This is a genomic window from Dyella sp. SG609, assembly GCF_012275375.1.
GTDB classification, from domain to species: domain Bacteria; phylum Pseudomonadota; class Gammaproteobacteria; order Xanthomonadales; family Rhodanobacteraceae; genus Dyella_D; species Dyella_D marensis.
The window spans coordinates 241336-264982 of sequence record NZ_JAAZQJ010000001.1 but is presented as its reverse complement, the minus strand read 5'-3'; the positions used below and the strand labels follow the sequence as shown (position 1 = coordinate 264982).

Genomic DNA, 23647 nt, shown 5'->3' with positions numbered 1-23647 from the left:
GTGGATGGCACGTGACTCAGGCCGCCAGCCCGGCGGCATGGCCCGAGGCCCATGCCCACTGGAAGTTGTAGCCGCCCAGCCAACCGGTCACGTCCACCACTTCGCCGATGAAGTACAGGCCGGGCACGAGCTTCGATTGCATGGTGCTGGACGACAGGCCATCGGTATCCACGCCGCCGAGCGTGACTTCCGCGGTGCGATAACCCTCGGTGCCGCTCGCCACCAGCGGCCAGTCGCGCAGCTGGGCGGCGATCGCATCCAGCTCGGCGGGGCGATACTGCTTCATCGGCCGGCTCTCGAACCACAGCTCGCACAGGCGCTGCGCGAGGCGGCGCGGCAGCAGGTCGCCCAGCACGTTCTTCAGTTCCATCGCCGGGCGCGCATTGCGCTGCGCATGCAGCCAGCCGGCCGCGTCCTGGTCGGGCAACAGATCGATACGCAGGTCGTCGCCCGGCTGCCAGTACGAGGAAATCTGCAGGATCGCCGGCCCGCTTACGCCGCGATGGGTGAACAGCATGCCGGCGCGGAAAGCGCGCTTGCCGACGCGCGCCTCCACCAGCGGCAAGGCCAGGCCCGACAGATCCTGGTAGCGCTCCTGGTGCTTGCCGCTCAGGGTCAGCGGCACCAGGCCGGCGCGCGTGGGCAAGACCTGGTGGCCGAATTGCTTCGCCAGTTCGTAGCCGAAACCGGTGGCGCCCATGCTGGGAATCGACAGGCCGCCGCTGGCCACCACCAGCGATTGCGCATGCAGCTCGCCGCGCGCGGTGTGCACGGCGAAGCCCTCGTCGGTCTTGCGCACGCGGTCCACCGCGCAACTGGTTTCCACGCGCGCGCCGGCCGCGGCGCATTCGTCCAGCAGCATGCGCACGATCAGTTTCGACGATTCATCGCAGAACAGCTGGCCCAGCTCCTTCTCGTGGTAGGCGATGCGGTGCTTTTCCACCAGCGCGATGAAATCCGCCGGCGTATAGCGCGCCAGCGCGGACTTGGCGAAATGCGGGTTGGCGGACAGGTACTGCGCGGGCGTCACGCCCAGGTTGGTGAAATTGCAGCGCCCGCCGCCGGACATCAGGATCTTCTTGCCCGGCTTGTTGGCATGGTCGAGCACCAGCACGCTGCGCCCGCGCTGCGCGGCCACGATCGCGCACATCAGGCCGGCCGCACCCGCGCCGATCACCAGTACATCCACCTTCACGCCATCACCCACCCTAGCTGCGAGGGGACGGATTATCCCCTACCCGCGTACACTTCCCTACCGTTTTCCCCTTGCGAGATGCCGACATGCCTTCCTTCGACGTAGTTTCCGAAGTCGACAAGCACGAACTCACCAACGCCGTCGACCAGGCCAACCGCGAGCTGTCCACCCGCTTCGACTTCAAGGGCACCGAGGCCAAGTTCGAGCTGGACAAGTTCGTGATCACCCAGAGCGCGCCCAGCGAATTCCAGCTGGAGCAGATGCTGGACATCCTGCGCGGCCGCCTGGTGTCGCGGAAGATCGACGTGCGGGCGCTGGACGTGGCCGATCCGGAAACCAACCTGGGCGGTTCGCGGCAGAAGATCACCGTCAAGCAGGGCATCGAGCAGCCGGTGGCCAAGAAGCTGGTGGCCTCGCTGAAGGAGGCCAAGCTGAAGGTCGAGGCGCAGATCAACGGCGACAAGCTGCGCGTGACCGGCAAGAAGCGCGACGACCTGCAGCTGGCGATGCAGGTGCTGCGCAAGGCGGAAGTGGAGCTGCCGCTGCAGTTCGACAATTTCCGCGACTGACGCCACCAACGCCACGGCGTAGGCTGGGGTGAGCCACCGGCGAACCCCAACACCGCAACATTCAACCGTGCCACATCGTTGGGGTTCGCCGGCGGCTCACCCCAACCTACGCTTTGCCCGCCACCACATTCACGCTCAACGCGATGATGAACACGTTGAAGAAGAACGCGATCACGCTGTGCAGCAGCGCCACGCGGCGCAGGTAGCGGCTGGTGATCTGCACGTCGGAGACCTGGAAGGTCATGCCGATCACGATGGCGAAATACGCGAAGTCCCAGTAGTCCGGCTCCGGCGTCTCGGGAAACTGCAGGCCTTCGTGCTTCTTGCCGAAGTCGCCGTAATAGCCATGCGCATAGTGCATGGCGAACATGGTGTTCATGAACAGCCAGGACAGCACGATGCTGCCGGCGGCCAGCACGATCGAGGCCATGCCGCCTTCCGCGCCGCCGTGCAGTTCCGCGCCCAGCGCGACCATCACCACCGCGGTCAGCACGATCGCGCTCCACAGGAACCCCCAGCGCCCCGTGTCCTGCGCGCGCGCCTGGCAGCGCATCAGCTCCGGGCTGGCGCGGCCGAACAGCACGGCCAGCAGGCTGAGGTAGACCAGCGCGGCGAAATCGAAAGCCAGCAGCAGCGCCATCGAGGCGCGCGTGCCATACACCAGCAAGGCGGCCAGCGCGGCGGCGAAGATGCCCATCGACACCATCAGGCGCGGACGCGCGCGCAGATAATGGAAGCGCCGGTACGTCCTGGGCCGGGGCTTGCCCGGGGCGGTGCTGTTCATGGCGATCTCCCTGGAAGCCGCGGCGACCATCGCAGCGACCGCGCGATGATAGCGAGCCGGTCAGCCCGCGCGCAGGTCTTCGTACTCCGGATGGCGGCGCATCCATGCATCGGCGTAGGAACATGCGGGACGCACCTTCCAATGCTGCGCGCGTGCATGGTCCAGCGCGGTTTTCACCAGGGCCGAGGCGATGCCGCGTCCTTCCAGCGGCTGCGGCACGCCGGTATGGGTGATGGTCATCACTTCACCGGAAGGCGTGGGCGACAAGGTGTAGTCGAGCACGCTCAGTTCCAGCTCGACCGCGGTGGAGAAGCGTCGCTCGTTCGGCTGATGCTTGATCTCGTAGTTCATGGCGTGGCCTGGAATGGATGAAGCAGGCAGCTTAGGGCAGGCCGCGTGCCTGCGCCCGTGAAAGGCCGGCTCGCGGCCGATCCCAACCGGAGCCGACGCGAAACTGCCCCGGGCCTTGGCTCAGCAACCCACCGCCTGCCGCAGCCGCGCCGCCACGCCCGAACCCGCGCGGCGGCGGCGCACGGCTTCGTCCAGGCGTTCCAGCACACCGAGCGACGTCTCCCAATCGATGCAGCCGTCGGTGATGCTCTGGCCGTAACGCAAGGCTTCGCCCGCCACCAGTTCCTGGCGTCCGCCGACCAGATGGCTTTCCACCATCACGCCGATGATGCGGCGCTCGCCGTCTTCCAGCTGCAGCGCGATATCGTCGATCACCCGCGGCTGGTTCTCCGGCTGCTTGCTGCTGTTGGCGTGGCTGGCGTCGACCATCAGGCGCGGCGCCAGGCCCGCGCGCGCGATCGCCTCGCACGCGGCATCCACGCTGTCCGCGTCGTAGTTCGGCTGCTTGCCGCCGCGCAGGATCACGTGGCAGTCCTCGTTGCCGATGGTGCTGGCGATGGCGGTGCGGCCGTCCTTGGTCACGGCCATGAAATGGTGCGGCTGCGAGGCGGCCTGCACCGCATCCACCGCGATCTTGACGTTGCCGTCGGTGCCGTTCTTGAAACCCACCGGGCAGGACAGCCCCGAGGCCAGCTCGCGATGCACCTGGCTCTCAGTGGTGCGCGCGCCGATCGCGCCCCAGGCCACCAGGTCGGCGATGTACTGCGGGGTGATCATGTCCAGGAATTCGCAGCCGGCCGGCACGCCCAGCTCGTTGATGTCGCGCAGCACGGTGCGCGCCAGGCGCAGGCCCTTGTCGATGCGGAAGCTGCCGTCGAGATCCGGGTCGTTGATCAGGCCTTTCCAGCCCACCGTGGTGCGCGGCTTCTCGAAATACACGCGCATCACGATCTCCAGCGTGTCCGCATAGCGGCGCCGCTGCGCCAGCAGGCGGCGCGCGTATTCCATCGCGGCGCTGGTGTCGTGGATCGAGCAGGGGCCGATCACCACCACCAGCCGGTCGTCCAGGCCGGCGAGGATGTCGTGCACGGCGCTGCGCGCATGCGCCACGGTGTCGAGCGCGCGTTCGCCGGCATGGCAGTCGCGCATCACGTCGGCGGGCGTACTCAAGGGGGTGATCGCGCGGATGCGCAGGTCGTCGGTGTGCGGCAAGGTCATGGCTCGGATTCCTGGGTGGGGGTCCAGTGGCGGCCATGAAAAAAGCCGCCAGTGGTGGCTGGCGGCTTTTCGGAAGTGTGGTCGTCGGGTTCTGCTTACGATCGCACCTCTTCCTCCGCCGCCGGCATCGGATAGCCGTAGAACCAAAAGTAATAGCGGGCGGAGGAGAAGGTCATGGGGCGTATGGATAACACAGCATCCGGGCGATGCAAACCCCCGATGGTGAAATCCGGAAAATGCCGGCGACGGTTGCGATCGCAACCAATGTATCAGCCGCCGGCCATCAGCGCGTCGTAGCGCCGCTGCATCTCTTCGGGGCTCACGTCCTCGATCGAATGCCCGATCAGCCACTCGTGCCCGAACGGATCGCGCACCGTGCCGCCGCGCTCGCCGTAGAACGCATCCGCCGGCGGGCGCACCAGCTCGGCGCCGGCGGCCACCGCGCGGTCGATCAGGCGGTCGGCGTTGTCCACGTGCAGATGCAGGGTGACGCTGGTGCCGCCGACGGATCTCGGCCCGACGATGCCGTATTCGGGATATTCGTCGGACAGCATCAGCACCATGTGCTCGCCGAACACCAGCTCGGCATGGCCGATGCGGCCGGTGCCGGCTTCGTCCAGGCGCAGGCGCAGCGTGGCGCCGAACACCTGCCGGTAGAAGGCCAGCGCGGCCGCGGCGTCGTGCACGCGCAGGTAGGGGTAGAGCTCGTGGATCTGCGGCAAGGAAGAGGCATCCATGACAGGCTCCTCGGGGTGGGAACGGCCATCATGCACCCTCCGCCAGGCCCCGTCCCATGCGGCCTGCCATGCCAACCGCGAATTGACACCGATCCGCGATCCGCTAACGTCGCCGCCACACGCAAAAGGGAAGCGACGGTGGCAACGCTCATTCCAACCAGAAACAGCTGCCTGTCGCGCATGACCAGCGGCGAAAAGCGCTTTTCCGAGCGCCTGGAACAGAAGCTCGAGGAAGACTACCTGCTGTGGTACGACGTGCCGATCGGCCCGCGCCAGCGCCGCCCGGACTTCATCGTGTTCCACCCCCGCCGCGGCCTGCTCGCGCTGGAAGTGAAGGACTGGAAGCCGGACACCATCCAGCAGGCCGACCCTACCCTGTTCACCCTGCTCACCGGCCGCGCCAGCGTGAAGGAGCACAACCCGCTGATGCAGGCGCGCGACTGCGCCAGCGAGGTCTACAAGCTGCTGCAGCGCGACCCGGCGCTGCGCCACCCGCCGGGCCACCCGTACGAGGGCAAGCTGATCATGCCCTGGGGCTACGGCGTGGTGCTGGCCAATATCAGCCGCAAGCAGTTCGACGCGGGCGGGCTGGATGCGGTGATTCCCGCGCATCTGGTGATCTGCCAAGACGAGATGTACGAGTCGGTCGACGCCGAGGGTTTCCAGGAACGCCTGTGGGCGATGTACCCGCAGATCTTCCCCACCGCGCTCACCTTGCCGCAGATCGACCGCGTGCGCTGGCACCTGTTCCCGGAGATCCGCGTGGAACCGGGTTCCGGCCAGTTCGGCCTGTTCGACGCGTCCACCGCCGGCGCGGTGGCCAAGGTGGAGATTCCCGACCTGATCAAGGTGATGGACGCGCAGCAGGAACAGCTGGCGCGTTCGCTCGGCGACGAGCACCGCATCATCCACGGCGTGGCCGGATCCGGCAAAACCATGATCCTGGGCTTCCGCGCCATGCACCTGGCGCGTGCGCTGAGCAAGCCGATCCTGGTGCTCTGCTACAACAAGACGCTGGCCGCGCGGCTGGACCAGCTGATGGGCGAGCGCGGCCTGAGCGACAAGGTGCAGGTCTACAACTTCCACAAGTGGTGCCGCGCCATGCTCAGCGCCTACCACGTGCCGCTGCCGCCGGAAGGCCGCGGCTTCTTCGACGCACTGCCGCCGGCGGTGATCGAGGGCGTCGACAAGGGCCAGATTCCGCGCTTCCAGTACGGCGCCGTGCTGATCGACGAAGGCCACGACTTCGAGCCGGACTGGTACAAGCTGATCGTGCAGATGATCGACCCCAGCACCAACTCGCTGCTGGTGCTGTACGACGACGCGCAGAACATCTACGGCAAGCCGGACCGCAAGCGCCTGAGCTGGAAAAGCCTGGGCGTGCAGGCGCAGGGCCGCACCACCATCCTCAAGCTCAATTACCGCAATACGCTGGAAATCCTTTCGGTGGCGCGCGGCTTCGCCAACGAATTGCTGCTCGGCCACGACGACGCCGACGAGGACGGCGTGCCGCTGGTGGCGCCGGAAAGCGCCGGCCGCCGCGGCGCCCTGCCCGAACTGGTCCGTGTGGAACGCACCGAGGACCAGCTGCCGGCCATCATCGACCGCCTGCGCGAGGAGCGCACGCTGGGCCGCCCGCTCGCCGACATCGCGGTGATCTTCCGCAACAAGTGGGAAGGCGAGCGCCTGCACGAGGCGCTGCAGCGCGCGGAGGTTCCCAGCACGCTGGCCGACGGCGACGGCAAGCGCGCCCTGTTCGAGCCGGGGCTGGATACGGTCAAGCTGGTCACCATGCATTCCAGCAAGGGCCTGGAATTCCCGCTGGTGATCATCCCGGGCCTGGGCTCGCTGCCGATGCCGGGCAAGGACGAAGCGGAGGAAGCGCGCCTGCTGTACGTGGCGATGACGCGCGCCACCGAGCGGCTGGTAATGATCCACCACGCCGATTCGATCTTCACCGTGCGCATCCGCAACTCCATCAACGACGTGCAGACCCAGCTGCAGCAATAACCTGCGGCGCCGCATGCTGCGGCGCTCCTTCACGCCGCCGGCGCGCCGGGTCGATACTCGGGATTCGCCGCCGACGGAATCCGCCATGACCGAACTGCTTTCGCCCGACGTGCTCGCGCCGCAGGCGCTGGACCATGCACTGGCGCTGTCCGCCCGGTTCTACACCCATCCCGCCGCGCCGGCGCTGGATGCGCGCGCGGTGTTCGCGCCGAGCTGGCAGCTGGTCGGCCATCGCTCGCAGCTGGCGGAAACCGGCGACCACCTGGTGACCCAGATCGCCGGCCTGCCGCTGCTGGTGGTGCGCAGCGACGACGGCAGCATCCGCGCCTTCCACAACGTCTGCCGCCATCGCGCCGGCCCGATCGCCAGCTGCGACGGCAAGGGCGCCAAGGCGCTGCGCTGCCGCTACCACGGCTGGACCTACGGCCTGGACGGCGTGCTGCGCGGCGCGCCGGAAATGGGCCGCACGCCGGATTTCGACCCCGCGCAGATCCGCCTGCCGGAAGTGCGCGTGCAGCTGTGGCAGGGGCTGGTATTCGTGGCGGTGGGCGAGGCGCCGCCGTTCGAGCAGTTCGTGGCGGGCATCGACCAGCGGCTGGGGCCGGACCGTTCGCTGGCGGACTTCGAATTCCATCACCGCGTCGGCTACGACGTGGCCTGCAACTGGAAGGTGTACGTGGACAACTACCTGGAGGGTTACCACGTGCCGCACATCCATCCGGGCCTCAACAGCCTGCTGGATTACCGCAGCTACATCACCGAGACGGCGCAGTGGTATTCGTACCAGTACAGCCCGCTGGAAAGCGCGTCCGATCTCTATGGCAGCGGCGAGGCGCTGTATTACTTCCTGTATCCCAACGCTATGCTCAATATCCTGCCCGGCCGCCTGCAGACCAACCGCGTGCTGCCGCTGGGCGTGGACCGCTGCCGCGTGGAATTCGACTTCTACTACGCGCCGGAGCCGGGCGACGCCGCACAGGCGCGCCGCGCCGCCGACATCGCCTTCAGCGACGAGGTGCAGGTGGAAGACGTGACCATCTGCGAGGACGTGCAGCGCGGGCTGGCTTCCGGCTCGTACGAAGCCGGCCGGCTGAATCCGCTGCGCGAGAACGCCGTGCACCACTTCCACGAACTGCTGCGCCGCGCGTACCGCGAAAGCGCGCAGGCATGAAGGCGCCGGCCCGGCTGCTGGGCCCGTGGATGCTCACCGCCCTGGTGGTGGGCAACATGATCGGTTCGGGCGTGTTCGTGCTGCCGGCGGCGCTGGCGCCGTTCGGCGCGGCCAGCCTGCTCGGCTGGGCCTTCACCATGGGCGGCGCCCTGCTGCTGGCGCTGGTGCACGCATGGCTGTCGCAGATCGTCGCCAACCACGGCGGCGCCTATGCCTACGCGCGGCTGGCCTTCGGCGACAGCGCCGGCTTCGTCGCGGCGTGGAGCTACTGGACCTGCGTGTGGACGGCCAACGCGGCGATCGCGGTGGCCTTCGCCGGCAGCCTGGGCGCGATCTGGCCCGCCGCCAATGCCACGCCCTGGCGCGGCACCGCGGCGGCGCTGGGCGTGCTGTGGCTGTGCACCGCGATCAATGCGGCCGGCGTGCGCGAGGCGGGCCGCATGCAGCTGGTGACCACCGCGCTGAAAGTGATTCCGCTGCTGGTGTTCGGCGTCTGCGGCCTGGCCCTGGTGCACGGCGCGGCGTACCGCCCCTTCAATCCCAGCGGGCAGGCGCTCACGTCGGTGACCACCGCCACCGCCGCGCTCACCCTGTGGGCTTTTCTCGGCCTGGAAGCGGCCACCGTGCCCACCGGCGTGGTGCGCGATCCGCAGCGCACGGTGCCGCGCGCCACCGTGGCCGGCATGCTGATCGCCGGCGTCGCCACCATGCTCGCCTGCACCGCGGTGATCGGCCTGCTGCCGCATGGCGCGGCGCAGGCTTCGGCCGCACCGATGGCCGCCGCGGCCGCGCAGACCTGGGGCCCGGCGGCGGGCTGGGCGATGGGACTGGTGGCGACGGTCTCGTGTCTTGGCGCGCTCAACGGCTGGGTGCTGCTGCAGGGCCAGACGCCGTACGCCGCCGCGCAGGACGGCCTGTTCCCCGCGCCGTTCGCGCGCACCGACGCACGCGGCACGCCGTGGTTCGGCCTGCTGCTCAGCAGCGTGCTGGCCAGCGTGCTGATCGCCGCCAACGGCAGCAAGTCGCTGGTGGCGCTGTTCACGCTGTCGATCCTGCTGTCGACCGCGGCCACCCTGCTGCCCTACGTGCTGAGCGTGCTGGCCTGGTGGCGCATCGACCGCGGCGCCAGCCTGGCGCGCCGCACCGCGGCCGCATTGGCGCTGGCCTACAGCCTGTGGGCGCTGATCGGCACCGGCGCGGAGGCCTTGCTGTGGGGCGGCGTGCTGTTGCTGCTGGGCTTGCCGGTGTTCCTGTGGCAACGCTGTCGGCCGGCGGCGCGGCGGGTGTCGCCGGAGCGCTGAGGCCTATCTCTTTAGGCCGAGTCAGGCCCTGACGTTTTGTGACCTGGCGCAAACAATTTTCGCATCCCGTTCAGGATTCCGCGCCAGGGGTTCAAAGCTAATCATTTGTTTTACTTAAATATTTTTGCCATGCCACGCGTGGCATAGCTTTTGCCGCCTATCCAGCGAAACACCGGGATCGACGCCCGCCGACAGCACGCAGCGGGACCGCCTTTATCGAACAGCGACACGTTCCACTCCGGCGCCATGCCGGCAGGGGCCGGGATGCCTTTGCCCGCGGGAGCCACCCAGGGGAAAGCCTATGAGCACGCAAGCACAAGACTGGTCCAGCTATCCGCGGCCGCTGCCGCCGCTGGAATCCGCGCCGGCCAGGCCCGCCGACGGCGAACGGCACCGCCGCTACTACCTTTCGGTGCGCCTGAAGTTCGCGCTCACCGTCGCGCTGGCGCTGGCCTGGTCGATCGTGTCGTACCTGCTGGCGCGCCGCTGGCTGCACGACCTGGCCGCGGTCGAAGGGAACGTGCTGGCCATGATTATGATCTTCGGCATCGCCATCCTGCCGGGCTTCATGAACGCCTTCCTGGTGTTCGGCCTGCTGATGGACCGCCGCCCGGTGCGCCGCTACGTGTCCGACGCCGAACTGCCCGGCATCACCGTACTGGTCGCCGCGTACAACGAAGAGGACTCCATCCTCTCCACCATCGCCAGCATCGAGCGCCAGTACTACGGCGGCACGCTGGAAGTGATCGTGATCAACGACGGCTCCACCGACGGCACCATGGACCGGCTGCGCAGCGTCAGCCATCCCTGGCTGCACGTGATCGACCTGAAGTGCAATGGCGGCAAGGCCAACGCGCTCAACGTCGGCCTGCGCCATGCGACGCAGCCGCTGACCATCACGCTGGACGCGGATTCCTATCTGTACAAGCACGCGCTGCGCCGGCTGGTCGAGCGCTATCTCAGCGATCCGCCGAACACCGCCGCGGTGGCGGGCGCCGTGCTGGTGCGCAATTCGCGGCAGAACCTGATCACGCGCATGCAGGAGTGGGATTACTTCCACGGCATCGCCGCGGTGAAGCGCCTGCAGAGCCTGTTCCAGGGCACCCTGGTGGCGCAGGGCGCGTTCTCGCTGTACCGCACCGACATCCTGCGCCAGGCCGGCGGCTGGCCCGAGGACGTGGGCGAGGACATCGTGCTGACCTGGGCGATCCTGCGCATGGGCCACCGCGTGGGCTATTGCGAGGACGCGGTGGCGTTCACCAATGCGCCGGCCACCTTCCGCCAGTTCATCCGCCAGCGCCAGCGCTGGTCGCGCGGCCTGATCGAAGCGTTCAAGGAACATGGCGCGCTGCTGTTCCAGCGCCGCATGAGCACGCTCTTCATCTGGTGGAACCTGCTGTTTCCGTACATGGACCTGGTCTACACCCTGGTCTTCATTCCGGGACTGGTGCTGGCCTGCTTCGGCATCTACTGGCTGGCCGGCCCGATGACCCTGCTGGTGCTGCCGATGGCCGGCCTGGTCAATTACCTGATGTTCTTCATCCAGTCGCGCATGTTCCGCGCGCAGGGCCTGAAGGTGCGCCACAACCCGCTGGGGCTGCTGGTGTACACCTTGTTCTACGGCATCGTGCTGCAGCCGGGCTGCGTGCTGGGCTATGCGTCCGAACTGCTGAAGCTGCGCAAGCGCTGGGGGACCAAATGAACGCGCCACGCCTGCTGTTCGCCTTGTCGCTCGCGCCCGTCGCGGCGCTGCACGCGCAGGCCGCCGCGCCCGCGGCGGAACTGCGCGCCGGCCGCGCGGCGATCGCCGCCAACCAGCCCGCGCAGGCGCGCGATCATTTCGCCGCCGCGCTTGCCGGCCAAGGCTCGCCCGAGGAGCGCTACGCCGCCGCCATGGGCCTGGGCCAGTCCACCTTGTGGCTGGGCGACTACGCCGCCGCCGACCGCGCCTTCCGCATCGCCCGCGACGCGGCGCCGGACGACGCCGCGCGCCAGGCCGCCTCCACCGGCCTGGCGCAGGCACTGAATGCACGCGACTACCCGCGCGAGGCACGCGCCCTGGTGGCGCCGTATGCGATGAGCCAGACCCGCCCCACGGTGGAACTGCTGCGCGCCGAACAGGCGCTGGGCTGGCTCGACCGCGGCCAGCCGTATCTCGATGCCGCGCCCGCGCCGGATGCCGCCGGCTACGTCGGCACGCAATACCGCCTGCTCAAGGACGACGTCGCCTTCAACCGCGCCGCGCAGCTGGAAGGCGGCTTCGGCTACAGCCACGACAGCGACGGCCTGGATACCTGGCGCCTCGGCGCGGCCTATCGTTTCGCGCCCTCGTCCAGCGAGGACTTCAGCCAGCGTTGGGGCGTCGCCGCCGGCACCACGCACCTGGACCACGACGGCCGCTCGCGCCGCATGGACGACCTCTCGCTGACCGCGCAGCTGCGCGTGGGCGAGGACAACACCGTCAACCTGCACGCGGGCCCGGGCCGCGCCAACGGCTGGCATTACCTGCAGGGCAACGCCGACTGGACGCTGCAGCCCAGCGACGTCTTCAGCTTCAGCGCCGGTGCCGAGCGCGCGCCGGTGCCGACCGACACCGCCATCGACCATCACTTGCTCTACAACCTGTTCAGCGCCGGCGTCAGCGTGCGTCCCGCGCCACGGCTGTACGTGCTGCCCACCTATTACCGGCAGAACTTCAACGACGGCAATCATCGCGACGGCGGCGTGCTGCGCGTGCTGCTCAGCCCCTACGACCTTCCCGGCACCCGCGCGGCGATCGGCGCCGAGTTCTCCGGCCGCATCTTCCACAGCAGCGAACCGAGCCACGGCGTGTATTTCAATCCGCGCAATTACCGCTCGGGGCAGTTCGGCCTGGTCGGCGTGTACAGCATCAATCCGGAATGGAAGCTGCGCGCGGTGGTGTCGGGCGGGCGGCAGGTGATCGACGGCAACAGCGCCGGCATCTACACCGTCGGCCTCTCGCTGCAAGGGCGCCTGCCCGGCAACGGCCGCCTCGACCTGCAGCTGGGGCGCAGCTCCGCCGCCTCGGCCAGCAATGGCGGCTCCGGCTACTGGAACAACAGCATCAACCTGGTGGTGCGCTACCCGCTTTAAGCCGTAGCTGTCTTGACCCAGGGCCACCAGGAGGCGCCGCCGTCGCGCGCATAGCGGTCGGCGGCGCGCTCGAACGGATTGCGCACGCTGACGCCGCCGCACAGCAGGTACAGCGGCAGGAACAGCGGCCCCAGCAGCATGTACTGGTAGACGTGGGCGCGTTCGTGCGCGGCCAGCGACACCGGCGCTTCCGCGCCGCGGCCGGCGCGATGGGCGTAGGTGAGACAGGGCGTATCCAGTTCGTCGCCGGTGTACAGGATGACGTTGCCCAGGGTCAGCGCACCGCGTCCGCGCCATGGCACGCGGACGAAGGTGAGCGCCAGTTCGGCGCCGCGCCAGCGCAGCCTGGCGCCAGCCATCAGGCAGCATAGTCCGGCCAGCAGGCCCAGCGCAGTGTTGGGCGACGTCCACAGCACGCCGGCCAGGCGCAGGACCCGCATGCCGATACTGCCGGTGCTTGCTTTCGTTGCAGCCATCGCTATCTTCGCGTCGAATCCGACCGCCGGAGTCTGCCATGTCCGCCACCACCGATGTCCCCTGCCCCCACTGCGGCTCGCTCAATCGCGTGCCGACGGAGCGGCTGGCCGACAAGCCGTCCTGCGGCCATTGCAAGCAGAAGCTGTTCGAAGGCCGGGCGATGGAGCTGGATGCCGCGCGCTTCGACAAGGTGGCTTTGCGCGGCGACCTGCCGGTACTGGTGGATTTCTGGGCGACCTGGTGCGCGCCATGCCGCAGCTTCGCGCCGGTGTTCGCCGAGGCCGCGCAACAGTGGGAACCGAAAGTGCGCTTCGCCAAGGTGGATGTCGATGCCCAGCAGGATCTCGCGCAGCGCTATAGGGTGCAGAGCATTCCCACTTTGCTGGTGTTTCGCAGCGGCAACGAGACCGCACGGCAGATCGGTGCAACGACGGCAACGCAGCTGCGGCGGTTTATCGAGGCCAGCTTGCGCTGAGCTGGAGCGGGCCGGATTCGAATAGCAAACCCGGCCCGGCCACCATTCAGTGCCCACGTTTTATAGGCTCACTTGACGGCAAAGATCTGGTCGCCCCCTCCAATCCCGCACGGGCGCACCGTGAGGCGCGAAGGAAATCCTTCGACGGTCAGGCACATGGATTGCAGGAACAGCGATCGGCGCTGACTCTCGATGCGGCCATCCTCGCGCGTCACCCACTGCTGGTTGGTATCCCCATGGCATTCGTAAAGGATCACGGACTCATGATCCGTTACGATGCCCGAACGGATGTCCATGCATAGCCGGCTCGATGTTCCGCCTACTGCCATGCTGAGGTCATCGATCCTGATGTCCTGCGCGGAATCCTGACGGCAAGGCATCAGCTGCAAGGTGCCGCCCGGCCTCAGCGTCCCTTCCGCGTCGATGCACCGTCCCGTCGATACCTGCTCGATCCGATTCAGGCGTGTATGGGGATTAGCCCGAACAAGCGCTCCGATCAGATCCGGGCCAGGAAAGTCCGCTGCCACGATGCCTAGCCCACTCCATGACTTGCCTTTCAAATAATTGACGGTCAACCCATTGGTGCCCAGAAATTCGATCGTGCACCAGGTGCCAAGGCAGGCAGTTCGCGGAAAGTCCGGCCATGAATCCGCCCAGGCTCCAATCGTAGTGCGTCCCGTGACCAGCTGGGGGGCATGGGTTTCCGGTGAAGATTTGCCGCTGGCTATGAAGTAGGGGAAGGCTCCTCCGGAAGCACTCAGATAATGGAGGTAGATGCTGCCGCTGCGATCTTCGGCGGACTTTCCGAGATGACTCTTCACCTTCTCCCATTTGTCATAAAGATCCCAGTTCGTCGAAACCGAATAAGCATCTTGAATACTCAGCCCGCTGTAGTTGCGGCCATAGCTGAAATCGGAGCGCGAATAATCGGCGAGGATCAGAATCTTTCCGCGCAACGCTCCCAGCGTTGGGTTGTTCTCGCCAGGACTGGCGAACCAATGCCGGTTCGGATCGTAGTAGGACTTGAAAGTCCGCTCGAAGGAGCGCGTGTTTCCAGCAGGATCGTGCTCCTGCTTCAGGCGGGCGACAATAGTTTCGGAAGGATGCCGGCGCAGGAAATCGATCATCTCACCCAGCACGTCGCCGAACATCGCCCCCTGGTAGACGGGGCCGTGATGCATCGCGAAAACATCATTGATATGGCGCACCCTGAGATCCAGGAAACGTATACCCCCGTTCAACTGCCGGGTAATAGTCAACGATTGCGTGAGAACGATATCGCCGCCATTCTTGAAAGCCGCCGAATCGTGCGTACCTGGAATGCTCATCTCGGACAGACGCGTGGTGTCCGCCAGCTGCTTCATCCAATCCGCGCGCTGCGGCAACTCCCCGCCATCATGGTAATAAGCCTGCGCGCGAACTCCGCCCGCGAAAGCGCACGAAAAAATGATTGCGACGCAATGTACCCAGGAAACATATCGCCATTTCATAGGTGATGACCTCATTTAAGGATTGGCCCGACCCAGCACAACCGTCTGGGTCAGGCTCACCTTAGATAGGCCTCAGTACCAACAAATACGAATCGACGCCTCTTCCAGAAAAACGCGACAGATGGATACTCAGGCCTCAACAATTGAGCCCCCTAATGCCCGCGCCGGCTATAGCCGCGTCACCGCCCCGTGATACCGCCGGCTGTCCTCCGGCACCTCCCCACGATTATCCAAGCCGTAGTCGCGCAGCACGCCAGCCACGCGCAGGCGGTAGTCGCGCAAAACTCCGTGCCGGCCTTCGGCCTGGGCGGTGCGATGCGCTTCCTGCCGCCGCCACGCCGCCACGGCTTCTTCATCGCGCCAGAACGACAACGAAAGCAGCTTGCCCGGTTCGGCCAGGCTCTCGAAGCGTTCGATCGACACGAAGCCGTCGATCCCGTCCAGCAAGGGCCGCAACTCGGCGGCGATATCCAGATACGTTTCGCGGCAGCCTTGCGCCGGCCACGCTTCGAAGATCACCGCGATCACGGCTTCGCCTCTTCCGCCGCATCGATAAACGCGGCGACGCTGCGGTAGAGCGAACGGCGATAGCGCTCCAGGTGCAGCACATGCGTGCCGTGGTCGATACGCAGGCGCCAGACCAGCGGGCTGGCGCTGAAGCGGCGCAGGAAGTCCGCCGCCTGGGCGTCGTTCACCACCGTGTCGTAGTCGCCGTACACCACGAACACCGGTGCCGCGATGCTGGCCGCGTCATAGGGATAGCGGCCGCCCTGCGCCTGGGCGATATCGGCGCCCGGCCCCGAAGGAATCCGCAGCGCATCCGGCGCGTCGCCGCGCAGCTTCGGCACCGAGGCATCGAATGCCGCGGCCCAGCGCTGCGTCACCGTCGGCTCGATCAGGCGCAGGTCTTTCGGCAGCACCTGCTCGAACAGCAGCTGCCGGTAGCGCTGCTGCGCGGTGATGCTCCACCACGCGGTGGTGTCCGGCTTGTCGGCGGCACCGGTCGGCACCACCGGTCCGAACAAGGTGAGTGAAACCAGCGTGCCGGGATGCTCGGCGGCGTATTCGGCGGCGGGAATGGTGCCCCAGGAATGCGCGATCAGATGGACGTCCAGATGGCGCTTGCCGCGCAGCTCCTGCATCGCAAGCGCGATCTGCCGCGCGGCTTCCGGCGCGCGCGTCACCGGCGTCGCCGCATTGGCGGCACCGGCCATCGCCGGCGGGCGCGAGGATGCGCCGAAGCCGAGAAAATCCAGCCCGCAGGAGATAAAGCCGCGGCGCGCCATGAAGGCCATCCACGAATCGCCCGGTGCGAATTCGAAACCGGCCGCGAGCATGGTGGGAAAGCTGGCGCCGTGCACGAACAAGGCGGCGTGGCGGACCGGACCTTCCGGCTCGATGCAATGCAGCGCCACGTGCTGGCCATCGCCCGCAGGCAGGTCGTACGTGCGGATGGCGGAGAGCGCGGACAGGCCGATGGCGAGCAGCAGGGACATGCGACGGGCCTCGTGGGGAACTGCCCGTCAGCTTGATCGCTTTCGCGCGCCGTCGTTTCGCCGGCCGGCGAAGCGACGCGGCACGCCGCCATGGCAGGTCAGTTCCTGACCCGGAAGGTCAGGAACTGCACGACAACATGGAACAGCCCGCCTTCTCCCGCGCCCAGTCCGGCCGCTTCTGCGCGAAACGTTCGCGGCCCGGCTGCTCGTCGTAGGGATGGCGCATCACGTCCAGCAGTTCGTGGATGCCGGCGTAGTCGCCCTGCTCCGCGCGGTCGATCGCTTCCTGCGCCAGGTAGTTGCGCAGCACGTAGCGCGGATTGACGCCGTGCATCAGCGCGCGGCGCGCCTCGCGCGTCTGCGGGTCCTCCACCAGCCGCGCGGTGTACTGCGCCAGCCAGGCCTGGAAGCCGGCATCGGTGCGCCACAGGCCGGCCTCGCCGTAGAAGGCGTGGCGCAGCGGGTCCAGCGACGGCAGGTAGGGATCCACCTCGGACAGCGCGCGGAAGAACAGCGTCATGTCCACCTCGCCTTCCGCCAGCAGCGCCTGCAGCGACTTCATCAGCTCGATGTCCTCGTCGCGGCATTCGGCCAGGCCCAGCTTGGCGGCGACGAAGCGGCGGTCCGCCGCGGCAAAGGCGTCGGCATAGCGGTCCAGTCCGGCCTGCAGGGGTTCCACGCCGCCGAACAGCGGCGCCAAGGCGCCCGCGAGGCGGCTCAGGTTCCACCAGGCGATGCCCGGCTGCTGGCCGTAGCGGTAGCGGCGCCGGCCGGCGTCGGTGGTGTTGGGGGTCCAGTCGGGATCGAAGTTGTCGACCCAGCCGTAGGGGCCGTAGTCGATGGTGAGGCCGAGGATGGACATGTTGTCGGTGTTCATCACGCCATGCACGAAGCCCACGCGCATCCAGTGCGCCACCATCAGCGCGGTGCGCTCGCAGACCTGGCCGAACCAGGCGGCGTAGAGCGCTTCGCCCTCGCCTTGCAGTTCGGGAAAATCGCGGCGGATGGTGAAATCCACCAGCTGGCGCAACAGCGCCGTGTCGCCGCGCGAGGCCGGCAATTCGAAGTTGCCGAAGCGGATGAACGACGGCGCCACGCGGCACACGATGGCGCCGGGTTCCTCGCGCGGATGGCCGTCGTAGAACATGTCGCGCACCACCTGGTCGCCGGTGAGCACCAGGCTCAGCGCGCGCGTGGTCGGCACGCCCAGGTGATGCATCGCTTCGCTGCACAGGAATTCGCGGATCGACGAACGCAGCACCGCGCGGCCGTCGGCGCCGCGCGAATACGGCGTGGGTCCTGCGCCCTTCAACTGCAGCTCCTGCCGGTGGCCGTGCTCATCCACCAACTCGCCCAGCGAAATGGCGCGGCCGTCGCCGAGCTGTCCGGCCCACACGCCGAACTGGTGCCCGCCGTAGTTCGCCGCCCAGGGTTCCATGCCCGGCATCAGCGCATTGCCGGCGAACACGCGGGCGAACTCGGGGCGGGCCAGATCCTTCCCGGCCAGGCCCAGCTGGGCGGCCATCTCGGCCGACCAGGCGATCAGCCGCGGCGCCGCGACCGGCGTCGGTTCCACCCGCGAATACGCCGCCGCGACCTGACGCACTGCAGCACCCTGCGCCGGGTCCGCGGGAAGTTCGCGCACGAAGGCATTGTCGAAACGGAGTTTTTGCATGGCGGGGAGCGGCCTGAACTTTCCATCCATATGCGGCACTGCAAGACGAACGCAAGGCCGGCCCGATGGCGCCGGTACGGACTTTGCAAGGAGCAAATCCGACCGGAGCGTTACCTTCGACCTAATGGATTTCACACTTCACACACATCCCTGTTTTTCTGTTTACTATGCGTTCACGGCCGCGCAGGGGCGGCCTAAGGGGGATTCCAGACTATGCAGATGCCAATGGCGGGTTTCGCGCTCGGACGCGGAATTCAGCGGATCGCAGGGATGATCGCCGCGAAAGCGGGCCAGGACGCCAAGAACAAGCACAAGGCCGAAGAATTCCACCTGGTTTCCTGGCAGCCCGGCGCGCGTTCGCGCCGCGAAGACGAACTGGCGCGGGCACGCCAGCAACTGCTTTCCGTGCCGGCCGAGTCCTGAGGCTCAGCTAAAGATCGTCTCGACCTCGCCCGGCGCAAGCATGCGCCAGGCGCCGGGTTCCAAGCCTTCGCTCAGCACCAGGCCGCCCACCGAGGCGCGGTGCAGCGCCTCCACGTGATTGCCCACCGCGGCGAACATCCGCCGCACCTGGTGGTAGCGCCCTTCGGTAATGGACAGGCGCGCGCGGCGCGGCCCCAGTACCTCCAGCTGCGCCGGCTCCAGCGGTTCGCGCTCGGCCTCCAGCATCATCGTGCCGCTGGCGAACAGCGCGCCTTCGTCGCCGCGCAGATCGCTGGCCAGTTCCGCCTCGTACACCTTGGCCACCTGCGCGCGCGGCGAAATGATCCGGTGCAGCAGCGCGCCGTCGTCGGTGAACAGCAGCAGGCCCGAGGTGTCGCGGTCCAGCCGGCCCACGGTGGACAGCGCCGGATCGCGCATGCGGTAGCGCGGCGGCAGCAGGTCGAACACCACCCGGCCCTGGTCCTTGCGCGAGCAGGTATAGCCGACCGGCTTGTGCATGATCAGCACCAGGCCCGGCGGCGGATCCAGCGGTTCGCCGTCGACGTGGATCTGCTCGTGCGGCACCTTGTCGTCCGCATACAGCACCTCGCCCTGCGCGTCGGTGATGCGGCCTTCGCGGAACATCCAGGCCACGTCCTTGCGGCTGCCATAGCCCAGATTGGCGATCAGCTTGACCAGCTTCATGCGCGCACGCCCCGTGCCTCGATCACTTTGAAACCCTCCTGTGCCACCACGGTGCGCACTTCGGCAAAACGGCCCGCAAGCGTGGCCTCGTAGGGAAGGTGCCGGTTGGCGACCATCCAGAAACTTCCATGCGGCAGCAGTGCCGACGCGGCGGCGGCGATAAACGCGCGGCCCAGTTCGGGCAGGTCTTCGCGTCCCTGCTGATGGAACGGCGGATTGCTGACGATGGCGTCGTAGCGGGCCGGCAGACCCGCCGCCACATCGCGCCAGTGCACTTCGGTGCGCACCGCCACGCCGCTTTGCTGCCGCGCGGCTTCCATGTTCATGCGCGCCGGCTCCAGCGCGCGCGCTTCGGCTTCGTAGAGATCGATCGCCTCCACCTGCGGACAGCGCGCCAGCACCTGTGCGGACAGATAGCCGTAGCCCGCGCCGAGATCCGCCACGCGCCCGCGCAGGCCGGCCGGCAGATGCGCGGCCAGCAGGGCGGATGCGACGTCGACGCGATCCCAGGCGAACAGGCCGGGGCGGCTCCAGTAGCCGGCCGCGTTCTGGCGCGGCTGGTCGAACGCGGCCCATGGTTCGAGCAGTGCGTGATTCACCCGCTCGCCGAGCGGCGCGCTCCAGAACACGCGGCATTTGTGCTTGGACAACTGCGCGACCGGGCCGGCCAGCTGCGCCAGGTCGGCCTCGCCGGAGCGCGCGCCGCCGGCATTGGCCATGCACGCCAGCACGATGCCGCCGGGCGCGGCATGCCGCACCGCGCGTGCGAACAGCGCGCGCGCTTCGTCGCGCTGCCGCGGCGGCAGCACCAGTACCAGCGGGAAATGTTCGTCCATCGCCGGGTCGCCCACGCGCAGGCCGCTGCGCTCCAGCTCCGCAGCGAACGGCTTGAAGCTCTGCGCGCAGATCCAACCCGGCTGCGCCATCTCGCGCAGGCGGAAACCGTCGCGCGCATGCAGGAACAGCACGCGCCCGTCCGGCGGCAGGCGCAGCTGCCCCGTGGCGATGGGAACGAACAGGGCCTCCAGCGCCACGTGCGCGGAGGACAGAGCGGCAGCATTCACCGGCCGGCCTTTCGAAAGCGGAAACGGCGGCATTTTACGCGGCGCGGCGGTTTTCCGCGCCGACGGCGTTCAACGCGCGGCCGGCACCGGCACCATCGCGTCGCCCCGCGCCAGGCCCCGCAGGCTGCGCCAGGCCAGCGCGCCGATCGCCAGCGTGGCCAGCGCCAGCAGCGCCACGGCGACCGAACGGCCGAACCAGCCCGGCATCGCCAGCGCATAACGCTGCGCCGCCACCGCGCTGGCCGCCAGCGGAAAGCTCAGCGCCCACCAGTTCAGGCGGAACGGCTGCCCGCGCAGCATCGAGTACACGCGCGGCAGCAGCACGGCGAGCAGGAACAGGTCCAGATAGAACAGCGAGCGCGCGAGCGCATCCACTTCGCCGGCCATCGCCACATAGGCGGAAAATCCCACCGCGAACGGCGCCAGCAGGATCAGCAGCGTCGGCTGCGCCCCCGGTGCGCGCGAGACCAGCCGTCCGAACACCAGGGCGAACACCGGTATCGCCAGCACGAAACCCGCCGCCAGCGCGAACAGCATCCACTCGCGCAAGGCGGGCCAGCCGAGCGCGGGAAACGCCAGCGGCACGTCGAGCAGGCCGACCACCGGAATCAGCCAGGCCGCGCTCACCTGCCCTTCGTCCAGCGCGCCGGCCGTCCACTGCAGGAAATTCCTCCATGCGCACACCACCATGCCCGCCGCGCCGAGCAGCCACATCGCGCGCGCCGGCCAGCCCGGCGGCGCCAGCATCGGCAGCAGCAGGAGGCTGATCCAGAACGTGCCCAGGAACGGTGCGGTGGCGGGCTGGCGCAGTTCCGCCAGCCACGTCTTGCCATCGCTCCACACACGGCGCAGCTGCACGCCTGCCAGGAACAGGAACGTCAGCCACGCCAGCATGGCCAGGCCATCGCCGATCCAGCCCGGCGCGCCGTAACGCGCCGCCAGCCGCCACGCCGCGGACAAGCCCGCAAGGCCCATCACGCTGGCGAACAGACCCACCGGCCACGGCACCGCCGCGGTCGCCTGCTTTGCATCCATGTGTGCGTCTCTCTGGAATTTGGTATGCCGTGCGAGTTCCGGCCGCGGCGCGAGCGCGCGGCCGGATCTGCGCATCAAGCCTTTTCGTGCGCGCTGACCGCATCCAGCACGCGCGCCGAATACACCAGCGCCGCGCCCGCATTCAGCGCCACTGCCACGCCCAGCGCCTCGGCGATCTCTTCGTGGCTGGCGCCCTGCTTCAGGGCCGCGGCGGAATGCACGGTGATACAGCCGTCGCAGCGCGTGGTCACGGCCACCGCCAGCGCGATCAGTTCGCGCGTCTTGCCGTCGAGGTGGCCGGTCTTTTCGCCGGCGCTGCTGAGTGTCTGGTAGCCGGCCAGGGTGCCGGGGCTGAGCTTGCCGATTTCGCCGATACGGCCCAGCAGTTCGTTGCGGTATTGGACCCAGTCGAGCATGGCGGTTCTCCTCGGGATGACAGGGAGCGGGCGGCCTGCCCGCCGTGCTGCGCAGTGTTGCGCCGCCCGCCGCTGCGCTGAATACTCGCGCGACTCCATTGTTGGCGCGAACGTCTCATGGACGCCCTCAGCCGTCTGATCCAGCTCGCGCAACTGCAGGGCAACCTGGACGTGCGCTGCCAGTTCGCCGGCGGCTTCGCCGTCGACCATGCCGAGGCGCCGCGCGGCGAAGCGCTGTTCCACCTGGTGCTGGACGGCGGCTGCGCGATCGAACCCGCCGGCGAGCCCTCGCTGGACATGCAGGCCGGCGACCTGGTGATCTTCCCGCACGGCGCCGCCCACCTGATCCGCGACCGCCGCGGGCAGCGCCGCACGGCGCCGGTGCGGGTGGAACACGACGGCCTGCTGCCGCTGCGCCGCAACGGCGACGGCGCGCCGGAACTGGACCTCTTGTGCGGCCGCTTCCGCTACGCCCCCGCCTCGGCCAGCCTGCTGCTGTACACCCTGCCCGGCACGCTGAAGGTTTCCCTGCGCGACACGGCCGGGATGGAAGCCCTGCAGGCGCTGGTGGCGCTGATGCGGCACGAGGCCGGCCAGCGCCAGCCCGGCGCGCTGGCCGTGGTCACCGCGCTGACCCATGCCTTGTTCGCGCTGGCCTTGCGCGCGTATGCCACCGGCGACGTGCACGGCCTGCTGCCGCTGCTGGCCGACGCGCGCCTGGGCGGCGCGGTGCAGGCGATGCTGGCGGAACCTGCGCACCCGTGGACCTTGGAGGAGCTGGGCCGTGTCGCGGCGATGTCGCGCGCCAGCTTCGCGCGGCATTTCGGCGAACGTGCGGGGATGACGCCGGGGGAATGCCTGGCGCGCCTGCGCATGCAGATCGCCGGCGATCTGCTGCTGCGTACGCGGCGGCGCACCGGGGATATCGGGCAGGACGTGGGGTATCAGTCGGAGGCGGCGTTCGGGAAGGCGTTCCGGCATTACATGGGGACGACGCCGGCGAGGTTTCGGCGGGAGCACACGCGAGAGGAAGAACACATCTAGTGAATCCTTCGCCCCTCCGGGGAGAAGGTGGCGGCAGCCGGATGAGGGGCGGGTGCTCGAGACGGCGGATCGACGAAGCGTCGCTCGCTTCTGTGCTCTTGCTTCATCGCTCCGTAGGTCCCCCTCACCCCAGCCCTCTCCCCGCAGGGGAGAGGGGGTTAAGAGCTCAGCGGCGGGAAGCCAACTTGTCGGCCCACCGCGTCGGCTCCGGCAACCGGTACTTCGTGCAAGCCGCCAGCGCCCGCCGCGCCGCGCCCTCGATACTCACCCGATGCCCCGGCGACACGATCAGCGGCCGTACCCGCTCCTTGCTGCGCAACACCGTGCCGATCGTCCGCCCGCGATACATCAGCGGCACGCTGTCGCCGCGCCGCTCGCCGAGCGGCTCGTGCACGCCGACCAGGATCGTCTTCGCCACGCCGATCGTCGGCAGCCCGGTGATCACGCCCAGGTGCGCGGCAATGCCCAGCCCGCGCGGATGCGCGATGCCCTGCCCGTCGACGAACACCAGCCCGGGCTGCTCCGGCAAGCCCGCCAGCGCTTCCAGCACCGCGGGCAATTCGCGGAACGACAACAGGCCGGGGATATACGGCATGCGCGTCGGCAGCCGCGCCACCGTATGCGCCAGCGGCTGCAGGCTGCGCGCATCGAGCAGCACCGCGGCGGCGCGGGTGATCGCGCCCTGTTCCTCGAAACCGACATCCACGCCGGCGATGCGCGCGGGTTCGGCGAAATCCTCCACCAGGCTGACGCGCCCGGCCAGCGCACTCTGCAAGGCGCGCGCCTTGGCCACGTCGCCATCCCATGCGGGCACTGCCTCGGCCATCGTCATCCAGTCCATCGGGGAAGCCTGACGCCAGGGCGCTGAACACCCCGTCAAGAAAAAAGGCGCAGGCT

Annotated in this window: 24 protein-coding genes; 9 read left to right on the top strand and 15 right to left on the bottom strand. The window is 68.3% G+C overall.

Going from position 1 to position 23647, the window contains the following annotated elements:
- Positions 1 to 16 precede the first annotated feature (16 nt).
- Positions 17 to 1195, bottom strand: a complete 1179-nt coding sequence (locus tag FHW85_RS01235) for an NAD(P)/FAD-dependent oxidoreductase (protein ID WP_167254279.1) — start codon at positions 1193 to 1195, stop codon at positions 17 to 19.
- Between the two features lie 86 nt (positions 1196 to 1281).
- Between FHW85_RS01235 and FHW85_RS01230 the strand changes: the two genes are divergently transcribed.
- Entirely contained in the window at positions 1282 to 1764 is a 483-nt protein-coding gene (locus FHW85_RS01230) for a YajQ family cyclic di-GMP-binding protein (RefSeq protein ID WP_167254277.1), read from the top strand.
- Between the two features lie 106 nt (positions 1765 to 1870).
- Here the strand turns inward: FHW85_RS01230 and FHW85_RS01225 are convergent, their stop codons facing one another.
- The 4 genes from FHW85_RS01225 to FHW85_RS01210 form a co-directional block, all read right to left on the bottom strand.
- Entirely contained in the window at positions 1871 to 2548 is a 678-nt protein-coding gene (locus FHW85_RS01225) for a DUF1345 domain-containing protein (RefSeq protein ID WP_246866605.1), read from the bottom strand.
- Between the two features lie 60 nt (positions 2549 to 2608).
- Positions 2609 to 2899: a GNAT family N-acetyltransferase gene (locus tag FHW85_RS01220; RefSeq protein ID WP_168647065.1), complete on the bottom strand. Its 291-nt coding sequence runs from the start codon at positions 2897 to 2899 to the stop codon at positions 2609 to 2611.
- 120 nt (positions 2900 to 3019) lie between these two features.
- On the bottom strand, positions 3020 to 4117 hold the full coding sequence (locus tag FHW85_RS01215; protein ID WP_168647064.1) for a 3-deoxy-7-phosphoheptulonate synthase: 1098 nt from the start codon (positions 4115 to 4117) through the stop codon (positions 3020 to 3022).
- 269 nt (positions 4118 to 4386) lie between these two features.
- On the bottom strand, positions 4387 to 4854 hold the full coding sequence (locus tag FHW85_RS01210; RefSeq protein WP_168647063.1) for a VOC family protein: 468 nt from the start codon (positions 4852 to 4854) through the stop codon (positions 4387 to 4389).
- Positions 4855 to 5034: 180 nt separating this feature from the next.
- On the opposite strand from FHW85_RS01210, the gene FHW85_RS01205 reads away from it, so the two are divergent.
- From FHW85_RS01205 to FHW85_RS01185, 5 genes are all read left to right on the top strand, one after another.
- On the top strand, positions 5035 to 6864 hold the full coding sequence (locus FHW85_RS01205; protein WP_167254269.1) for a 3'-5' exonuclease: 1830 nt from the start codon (positions 5035 to 5037) through the stop codon (positions 6862 to 6864).
- A gap of 85 nt (positions 6865 to 6949) precedes the next feature.
- Complete coding sequence (locus tag FHW85_RS01200; RefSeq protein ID WP_167254268.1) at positions 6950 to 8035, top strand: aromatic ring-hydroxylating dioxygenase subunit alpha; 1086 nt, start codon at positions 6950 to 6952, stop codon at positions 8033 to 8035.
- Positions 8032 to 9336 (top strand): amino acid permease, encoded by a 1305-nt coding sequence (locus tag FHW85_RS01195; RefSeq protein WP_168647062.1) that lies wholly within the window; start codon positions 8032 to 8034, stop codon positions 9334 to 9336. Before FHW85_RS01200 ends, FHW85_RS01195 begins: the two co-directional genes overlap by 4 nt.
- A 301-nt stretch (positions 9337 to 9637) precedes the next feature.
- Entirely contained in the window at positions 9638 to 11038 is a 1401-nt protein-coding gene (locus FHW85_RS01190; RefSeq protein WP_168647061.1) for a glycosyltransferase, read from the top strand.
- Positions 11035 to 12450 carry a tetratricopeptide repeat protein gene (locus FHW85_RS01185; RefSeq protein ID WP_168647060.1) on the top strand — a complete coding sequence of 472 codons (1416 nt, stop codon included), beginning with the start codon at positions 11035 to 11037 and terminating at the stop codon, positions 12448 to 12450. Before FHW85_RS01190 ends, FHW85_RS01185 begins: the two co-directional genes overlap by 4 nt.
- Here the strand turns inward: FHW85_RS01185 and FHW85_RS01180 are convergent.
- Positions 12447 to 12890 carry a hypothetical protein gene (locus FHW85_RS01180; RefSeq protein ID WP_243867994.1) on the bottom strand — a complete coding sequence of 148 codons (444 nt, stop codon included), beginning with the start codon at positions 12888 to 12890 and terminating at the stop codon, positions 12447 to 12449. The two genes, FHW85_RS01185 and FHW85_RS01180, sit on opposite strands and share 4 nt — an antisense overlap.
- Positions 12891 to 12964: 74 nt before the next feature.
- Between FHW85_RS01180 and trxC the strand changes: the two genes are divergently transcribed.
- Positions 12965 to 13402, top strand: a complete 438-nt coding sequence (gene trxC / locus FHW85_RS01175) for a thioredoxin TrxC (protein WP_167254258.1) — start codon at positions 12965 to 12967, stop codon at positions 13400 to 13402.
- A 68-nt stretch (positions 13403 to 13470) separates the two neighbouring features.
- On the opposite strand, the gene FHW85_RS01170 is transcribed toward trxC, so the two are convergent.
- From FHW85_RS01170 to FHW85_RS01155, 4 genes are all read right to left on the bottom strand, one after another.
- Positions 13471 to 14892 (bottom strand): phosphatidylinositol-specific phospholipase C domain-containing protein, encoded by a 1422-nt coding sequence (locus FHW85_RS01170; protein WP_168647059.1) that lies wholly within the window; start codon positions 14890 to 14892, stop codon positions 13471 to 13473.
- Between the two features lie 168 nt (positions 14893 to 15060).
- Positions 15061 to 15420: an antibiotic biosynthesis monooxygenase gene (locus tag FHW85_RS22460; RefSeq protein ID WP_168647058.1), complete on the bottom strand. Its 360-nt coding sequence runs from the start codon at positions 15418 to 15420 to the stop codon at positions 15061 to 15063.
- Positions 15417 to 16388, bottom strand: coding sequence for an alpha/beta fold hydrolase (locus FHW85_RS01160; RefSeq protein WP_168647057.1), 972 nt, complete (start codon positions 16386 to 16388; stop codon positions 15417 to 15419). The genes FHW85_RS22460 and FHW85_RS01160 overlap by 4 nt, the downstream gene beginning before the upstream one ends.
- Positions 16389 to 16506: 118 nt before the next feature.
- Positions 16507 to 18063 (bottom strand): YdiU family protein, encoded by a 1557-nt coding sequence (locus tag FHW85_RS01155; RefSeq protein WP_168647056.1) that lies wholly within the window; start codon positions 18061 to 18063, stop codon positions 16507 to 16509.
- Positions 18064 to 18333: 270 nt separating this feature from the next.
- Between FHW85_RS01155 and FHW85_RS01150 the strand changes: the two genes are divergently transcribed.
- Positions 18334 to 18486: a hypothetical protein gene (locus FHW85_RS01150; RefSeq protein ID WP_168647055.1), complete on the top strand. Its 153-nt coding sequence runs from the start codon at positions 18334 to 18336 to the stop codon at positions 18484 to 18486.
- Between the two features lie 3 nt (positions 18487 to 18489).
- Here FHW85_RS01150 and FHW85_RS01145 read toward each other — a convergent pair whose 3' ends face one another.
- The 4 genes from FHW85_RS01145 to FHW85_RS01130 form a co-directional block, all read right to left on the bottom strand.
- Complete coding sequence (locus FHW85_RS01145) at positions 18490 to 19191, bottom strand: 16S rRNA pseudouridine(516) synthase (protein ID WP_168647054.1); 702 nt, start codon at positions 19189 to 19191, stop codon at positions 18490 to 18492.
- Positions 19188 to 20240, bottom strand: a complete 1053-nt coding sequence (locus FHW85_RS01140) for a methyltransferase (protein WP_246866630.1) — start codon at positions 20238 to 20240, stop codon at positions 19188 to 19190. Before FHW85_RS01140 ends, FHW85_RS01145 begins: the two co-directional genes overlap by 4 nt.
- Before the next feature lie 84 nt (positions 20241 to 20324).
- Complete coding sequence (locus FHW85_RS01135) at positions 20325 to 21290, bottom strand: C4-dicarboxylate ABC transporter (protein WP_168647052.1); 966 nt, start codon at positions 21288 to 21290, stop codon at positions 20325 to 20327.
- A gap of 74 nt (positions 21291 to 21364) precedes the next feature.
- A complete protein-coding gene (locus FHW85_RS01130) occupies positions 21365 to 21706 on the bottom strand; it encodes a carboxymuconolactone decarboxylase family protein (RefSeq protein ID WP_167254241.1) in 342 nt (113 codons plus the stop codon).
- 117 nt (positions 21707 to 21823) lie between these two features.
- On the opposite strand from FHW85_RS01130, the gene FHW85_RS01125 reads away from it, so the two are divergent.
- A complete protein-coding gene (locus FHW85_RS01125) occupies positions 21824 to 22750 on the top strand; it encodes an AraC family transcriptional regulator (protein WP_168647051.1) in 927 nt (308 codons plus the stop codon).
- A gap of 166 nt (positions 22751 to 22916) precedes the next feature.
- On the opposite strand, the gene nfi is transcribed toward FHW85_RS01125, so the two are convergent.
- Positions 22917 to 23591, bottom strand: a complete 675-nt coding sequence (gene nfi, locus FHW85_RS01120) for a deoxyribonuclease V (RefSeq protein ID WP_246866604.1) — start codon at positions 23589 to 23591, stop codon at positions 22917 to 22919.
- Positions 23592 to 23647 lie beyond the last annotated feature (56 nt).

Coding starts and splice junctions, on each gene's coding strand:
- FHW85_RS01225 (WP_246866605.1), bottom strand. CDS start 2,548: ATGAACAGCACCGCCCCGGGCAAGCCCCGGCCCAGGACGTACCGGCGC.
- FHW85_RS01160 (WP_168647057.1), bottom strand. CDS start 16,388: ATGTCCCTGCTGCTCGCCATCGGCCTGTCCGCGCTCTCCGCCATCCGC.
- FHW85_RS01190 (WP_168647061.1), top strand. CDS start 9,638: ATGAGCACGCAAGCACAAGACTGGTCCAGCTATCCGCGGCCGCTGCCG.
- FHW85_RS01215 (WP_168647064.1), bottom strand. CDS start 4,117: ATGACCTTGCCGCACACCGACGACCTGCGCATCCGCGCGATCACCCCC.
- FHW85_RS01230 (WP_167254277.1), top strand. CDS start 1,282: ATGCCTTCCTTCGACGTAGTTTCCGAAGTCGACAAGCACGAACTCACC.
- FHW85_RS01155 (WP_168647056.1), bottom strand. CDS start 18,063: ATGCAAAAACTCCGTTTCGACAATGCCTTCGTGCGCGAACTTCCCGCG.
- trxC (WP_167254258.1), top strand. CDS start 12,965: ATGTCCGCCACCACCGATGTCCCCTGCCCCCACTGCGGCTCGCTCAAT.
- FHW85_RS01210 (WP_168647063.1), bottom strand. CDS start 4,854: ATGGATGCCTCTTCCTTGCCGCAGATCCACGAGCTCTACCCCTACCTG.
- FHW85_RS01170 (WP_168647059.1), bottom strand. CDS start 14,892: ATGAAATGGCGATATGTTTCCTGGGTACATTGCGTCGCAATCATTTTT.
- FHW85_RS01200 (WP_167254268.1), top strand. CDS start 6,950: ATGACCGAACTGCTTTCGCCCGACGTGCTCGCGCCGCAGGCGCTGGAC.
- FHW85_RS01220 (WP_168647065.1), bottom strand. CDS start 2,899: ATGAACTACGAGATCAAGCATCAGCCGAACGAGCGACGCTTCTCCACC.
- nfi (WP_246866604.1), bottom strand. CDS start 23,591: ATGGACTGGATGACGATGGCCGAGGCAGTGCCCGCATGGGATGGCGAC.
- FHW85_RS01145 (WP_168647054.1), bottom strand. CDS start 19,191: ATGAAGCTGGTCAAGCTGATCGCCAATCTGGGCTATGGCAGCCGCAAG.
- FHW85_RS01195 (WP_168647062.1), top strand. CDS start 8,032: ATGAAGGCGCCGGCCCGGCTGCTGGGCCCGTGGATGCTCACCGCCCTG.
- FHW85_RS01205 (WP_167254269.1), top strand. CDS start 5,035: ATGACCAGCGGCGAAAAGCGCTTTTCCGAGCGCCTGGAACAGAAGCTC.
- FHW85_RS01180 (WP_243867994.1), bottom strand. CDS start 12,890: ATGCGGGTCCTGCGCCTGGCCGGCGTGCTGTGGACGTCGCCCAACACT.
- FHW85_RS01185 (WP_168647060.1), top strand. CDS start 11,035: ATGAACGCGCCACGCCTGCTGTTCGCCTTGTCGCTCGCGCCCGTCGCG.
- FHW85_RS01125 (WP_168647051.1), top strand. CDS start 21,824: ATGGACGCCCTCAGCCGTCTGATCCAGCTCGCGCAACTGCAGGGCAAC.
- FHW85_RS01135 (WP_168647052.1), bottom strand. CDS start 21,290: ATGGATGCAAAGCAGGCGACCGCGGCGGTGCCGTGGCCGGTGGGTCTG.
- FHW85_RS01130 (WP_167254241.1), bottom strand. CDS start 21,706: ATGCTCGACTGGGTCCAATACCGCAACGAACTGCTGGGCCGTATCGGC.
- FHW85_RS01150 (WP_168647055.1), top strand. CDS start 18,334: ATGATCGCCGCGAAAGCGGGCCAGGACGCCAAGAACAAGCACAAGGCC.